This is a genomic window from Faecalibacillus sp. H12, assembly GCF_013361255.1.
GTDB classification, from domain to species: Bacteria; Bacillota_I; Bacilli_A; order Erysipelotrichales; family Coprobacillaceae; genus Faecalibacillus; species Faecalibacillus intestinalis.
Map to the genome: position 1 here is coordinate 1 of NZ_JABWDK010000056.1, position 4,510 is coordinate 4,510.

The following is a 4,510-nucleotide window of genomic DNA, read 5'->3' on the forward strand; positions in this document are numbered from 1 at the left end:
TAGCCATAATAAAAAGTGAACCTCCTAAGTTGTCCAACTTTTTCAGTTCACTTCATCTCCCTCATTTTTTTATTCTGTTGGATGACGATCACCTAATAAATAATCATCTACATGTTCAAAGATATATTGAATAGATAATGGTTTTCTTCCTGTAAGTGAACTAAAATCACTAACAGGAACATCTAAATAGCCTTGTGTGACAGTTGTTCCAAAAGTAACCATTCCTTCTGATGTTGCTTTAATTGGACTTTTTGAAAAATCTCCATCCGTATTTCTAGGAACACCAATTGAATCAAAATAAGCATAAAGTTCATCATCTGTAAGTCTTGTATAAGTGATATGATTTCCTGTTGCTTTGTTTCCAATAGCTAAGAAATCTTCATAAGATAGTGGTTCTAAACCATTAATATTTAAAACAGCTCGATGTAATAAATGATTATTTAAAGCACAAGCTGCTGCATAAGCGCAATCCTTACGTGAAATAAACCACACACGCCCATCACCCATGTTTTTAGAAATTGTTGTTTCTTTAGCTTCTACTGCTCTTAAATAGTCACTTGTAAATGCTTCAACAAAAAGAGAATTTCTTAAAAAGATATAATCAAGCGATGTATTTTGAATAATTGCTTCTGTATAAGAATGATCTACATTTTCAATGCTTGGGTTAAATGGATGTGCTGCTGATAAAACAGATGTATAAATAATTTGTTTAACATTTGCTTTCACACATGCATCTACTGCATTTTTATGAGCTTGTCTTCTTTTTTCACCTACAAAAGGCATTGAAATCAATAAAACCTTATCCGCATTTTCAAAAACTTTAACAAGTCCTTCAGGATCATTAAAATTAGCTATAGCTGTTTGAATTCCTTGTTCCTTATATTCTTTTAAACTTTCTTCTTTAGGTGCTGTAAATACTAAATCTTCTTTGTTCATCAATTCTAAAGCGTATTTAGCCACTAATGAACCAAAATTTCCATCAACACCATTAATAACAATTTTACTCATCGTTCATACCTCCACATGTGAAAATTATATCATGAATATTTTTATAAAATAGACCTTAAAAATTAATAAAGACTATAAGTTTTTCTTATAGTCTAAAATAATCTTCTACATATTTCATAAATTGTTGTATCGCCTTTTTTTCATTATCTTGACGATATCCTACAGCATAATCAGCATGATGATGACTTTCTTTTAAAGGAATCACTGCTACTTGATCATTTTCACTAATGACCTCTGTGGCCGAAAGTCCTATTCCTTCCCCTAAAGAAATAGCCATCACATATTCATTTAAATCATCTACTTCTTTTTTTATATAAGGAATCATTCCATCTAAACGGAAAGCTTCCATATAATCATGATAGTACTCTTTTCCTTGTTTTTTCGATAAAACAATAAGAGGTTCATTTTTGATATCTTTAATTGTTACATATTCTTTATGACTTAAAGGATGTTCTAAAGAAGTAACGACACAAACATGTGAATGATAAATTGTACGATAAATAAGATCTGGATAATTTTTAAAGTTATTACTTAAGCCAAAAGCAATATCTATTTCTCGATTGTTTAATTTTTCAATACAGGTAAATAAATTAAAAGCTTTGATATCAATTGAAATAGCATCGTTTTCTTTGAATTGTTTAACAATAAATGGTACATGCTTTCTTTCAAAAGGACCTGTAATCCCAATCGTTAACACATCTTTTTGTAAATTTTCTTTAATATCATTATATTCATTTTTATAATCACTCAATAATTTCTTTGCAAGATCATAATACCTTTTTCCTTCTTCTGTTAATGTTGGATAATAAGTCCTACGATCAAAAAGAGAAAATCCCAAATCATTTTCCAATTTTGTGATTTGCTGAGAAATTGCTGATTGTGATAGATAAAATTTTTTGGCTGCTTTTGAAAAGCTTCCTTGTTCGACTACTGCTATAAAATAATAAATTACTTGTTTAAACATCTTTATCACCCTATCTATCATATCATTTTATTCACATTAATGTTCAAATTGTGCGCAAAAAAGTGAATAACTTAAGTTATTCACTTTATTCACAACAATATTCACAATACACAAATAAAAAACACATCTAAGATGTGTTTATCACAAACTGGCAGGGGTAGTAGGAGTCGAACCCACATCAACGGTTTTGGAGACCGGTATTCTACCATTGAACTATACCCCTAGTTTGGTTTGCCTAATTAATATATCATATAAAAAACAATTATGCAATAGTTAATTGCCTATAAATTAAAAAAAATGTCTCATAAGATAATTTTGAGGAGGTTAAATATGAATGAATTAGAATTAACTATATCCTCTATCAAAATACAAACATTTAAAGATATCTATAAAATGAATGTTGCTTTTGATAAAGGAACTATTTTTAAACAATTGGATAAACCATGGGTGATGCAACGTGGATGATACATTATTACAAATAAGTAAATTGGATTTTTGTATCCAAGATGTTACTTTGTTTTTAGATACCCACCCCGATGATCAAGAAGCTAAAAAATATTATAAAGAAGGGATGAAGCATCTTTTAAAGATGAAAGAAACTTATTTAAAAAATGGCGGTGCTCTTACAAATAGAGACGGAAAGAATATTGAAAACTATATTAATGAACCATTTCCTTGGATGAAAGGAGGATCAACATGTGGTTGTATGAAAAGCGCTTGCAATATCCCGTTAATGTAAGAAAACCTGATGCTAAAACTGCTAAAATCGTTATTTCACAGCTTGGTGGACCTAATGGTGAATTAGGAGCAGCACTTCGTTATCTAAATCAACGCTATACGATGCCTTATCCAAGAATTCAAGCCTTATTGACAGACATTGGAACAGAAGAACTTGCTCATGTCGAAATTATTAGTACCCTTTTCTATCAACTTACCAATGGTCTAACACCTCAAGAAATTAAAGAAGGTGGATTAGATGCCTATTTTACTGATCATACATTAGGTGTCTATCCAACAAATAGTACGGGTATTCCTTTTAGTGCCGATACTTTCCAATCTGTGGGAGATCCTATTTCTGATTTAACAGAAGACATGGCTGCTGAACAAAAAGCTAGAACCACTTATGATAACATTCTTGCTTTAAGTAAAAATGAAGACGTCAATAAAGTCATTCGTTTTTTAAGAGAAAGAGAAATCGTGCATTATCAACGTTTTGCTGAAGGACTTGAATATGTCAAGAGTCAATTAAATAAGAAGAACTACTACGCTTATAATCCCTCATTTACTTCATCAAAACGTGAACAAACATGTGAATAAGGTGAATAACTCAAGTTATTCACCTTTTATGCACTTATTCACACTTTCCCCACAAATATTCACTTAAATCTGTTGCTAAAAACATTTGTATTTCTTGAGCCATTTCCTTATTTATCTTAGAAATTCTCCCTTTATTTTCTACATAAACATCGATATATCTTTTTTTAGCCGGTATTTGTTTACAAAAAAACTCTTTATTTTTTCCTTTATAAACACAATTTAATTGTCGAAAATCATCCCATAACTGTTTAATTTCTTTATCTTTTATTAATAAATCAATAAAACTCTTTTCTTGAAGATAAAAATCATCTTCTTTAACTACACCTCTATCAACTGCTTTTTTAATAACATAAGATAAATATTGCATCGCATAACGATCTTCATCACAAATATAAACATGTGAACACTTCAACATCATTTTTGTAAAAAGAACAGCTTTGTCTTCATGTTTAAAAATAAGTTCATCTTTCTTGTCATTTACTTTGAGATCCTTATAAATCATTTGTATCATCTCTAAATCACAAAATCCATAACTATACATATTTCCTAATGTATATTCCAAACGATCTGCAGAAAGTTTAGGAGATTCATTATCAGCCAGCGGATATAAATGATAGTTACAAACATCTTCTATCGTTAAATGATATTTATGTAACAAAGAAACTAATAAGGTATCTTTTTCAATTACCTTTTTCGTATCTAATTCTGTTGATTCTTGTTTTAAATGATCTTGGTGATAGAAATCTATCGTATGTGCAAAGACAGGAGTTGCTATATCATGAAGCAAACCTGCAACTGTCTGTCTAAGATCATGTGAAAAATGATAAACAATTAATGCAACCCCTATACTATGTTGATAACGAGAATATGGTACAATGTTTGAAAAGAAATCAAAAGCAGTATATTCCACTCCACAATTCATCCCAATATCTTTAAGTCTTTGCATTGATGGAACATGTATAAGACTATTTATAAATTCTAAAGGCTCTTTTTCATAAATTTTCCATAAATTATTCAATTTTTTTCAACTCCTTAAAATTTTAAATTACATTCATTCTATCACACTTTTTTAAAGTATATTAAAATAGAGTAAAATTTATTTTAATATTTTTTTAAAATAAAACTTGATTAAAGTGAAAATATATGTATAATTATAAGGGCAGTAACGGGAAGTAGCACAGCTTGGTAGTGCACCTGGTTTGGGACCAGGGGGTCGCAGGT

General features: G+C 29.7%; 6 protein-coding genes and 1 tRNA gene. 3 read left to right on the plus strand and 4 right to left on the minus strand.

Annotated features, from left to right (window positions below; genetic code table 11):
- Positions 1 to 69 precede the first annotated feature (69 nt).
- The 3 genes from HUU89_RS14290 to HUU89_RS14300 form a co-directional block, all read right to left on the minus strand.
- Positions 70 to 1,008 (minus strand): NAD(P)H-binding protein, encoded by a 939-nt coding sequence (locus tag HUU89_RS14290; RefSeq protein ID WP_032091627.1) that lies wholly within the window; start codon positions 1,006 to 1,008, stop codon positions 70 to 72.
- Positions 1,009 to 1,093: 85 nt separating this feature from the next.
- Positions 1,094 to 1,972, minus strand: a complete 879-nt coding sequence (locus HUU89_RS14295; RefSeq protein WP_172583780.1) for a LysR family transcriptional regulator — start codon at positions 1,970 to 1,972, stop codon at positions 1,094 to 1,096.
- 149 nt (positions 1,973 to 2,121) lie between these two features.
- Positions 2,122 to 2,195 (minus strand) — tRNA-Trp (locus tag HUU89_RS14300).
- 107 nt (positions 2,196 to 2,302) lie between these two features.
- Here HUU89_RS14300 and HUU89_RS14305 point away from each other — a divergent pair.
- Genes HUU89_RS14305 through HUU89_RS14315 form a run of 3 tightly spaced genes read left to right on the plus strand, consistent with a single transcriptional unit; the run spans position 2,303 to position 3,289 of the window.
- Entirely contained in the window at positions 2,303 to 2,437 is a 135-nt protein-coding gene (locus tag HUU89_RS14305) for a spore coat associated protein CotJA (RefSeq protein ID WP_081919096.1), read from the plus strand.
- Positions 2,430 to 2,711 carry a spore coat protein CotJB gene (locus tag HUU89_RS14310; protein WP_117813763.1) on the plus strand — a complete coding sequence of 94 codons (282 nt, stop codon included), beginning with the start codon at positions 2,430 to 2,432 and terminating at the stop codon, positions 2,709 to 2,711. The genes HUU89_RS14305 and HUU89_RS14310 overlap by 8 nt, the downstream gene beginning before the upstream one ends.
- Positions 2,669 to 3,289 (plus strand): manganese catalase family protein, encoded by a 621-nt coding sequence (locus HUU89_RS14315; protein ID WP_175302112.1) that lies wholly within the window; start codon positions 2,669 to 2,671, stop codon positions 3,287 to 3,289. Before HUU89_RS14310 ends, HUU89_RS14315 begins: the two co-directional genes overlap by 43 nt.
- Before the next feature lie 34 nt (positions 3,290 to 3,323).
- Here the strand turns inward: HUU89_RS14315 and HUU89_RS14320 are convergent, their stop codons facing one another.
- Positions 3,324 to 4,307 (minus strand): HD domain-containing protein, encoded by a 984-nt coding sequence (locus HUU89_RS14320; RefSeq protein WP_175302113.1) that lies wholly within the window; start codon positions 4,305 to 4,307, stop codon positions 3,324 to 3,326.
- Between the last annotated feature and the right edge of the window lie 203 nt (positions 4,308 to 4,510).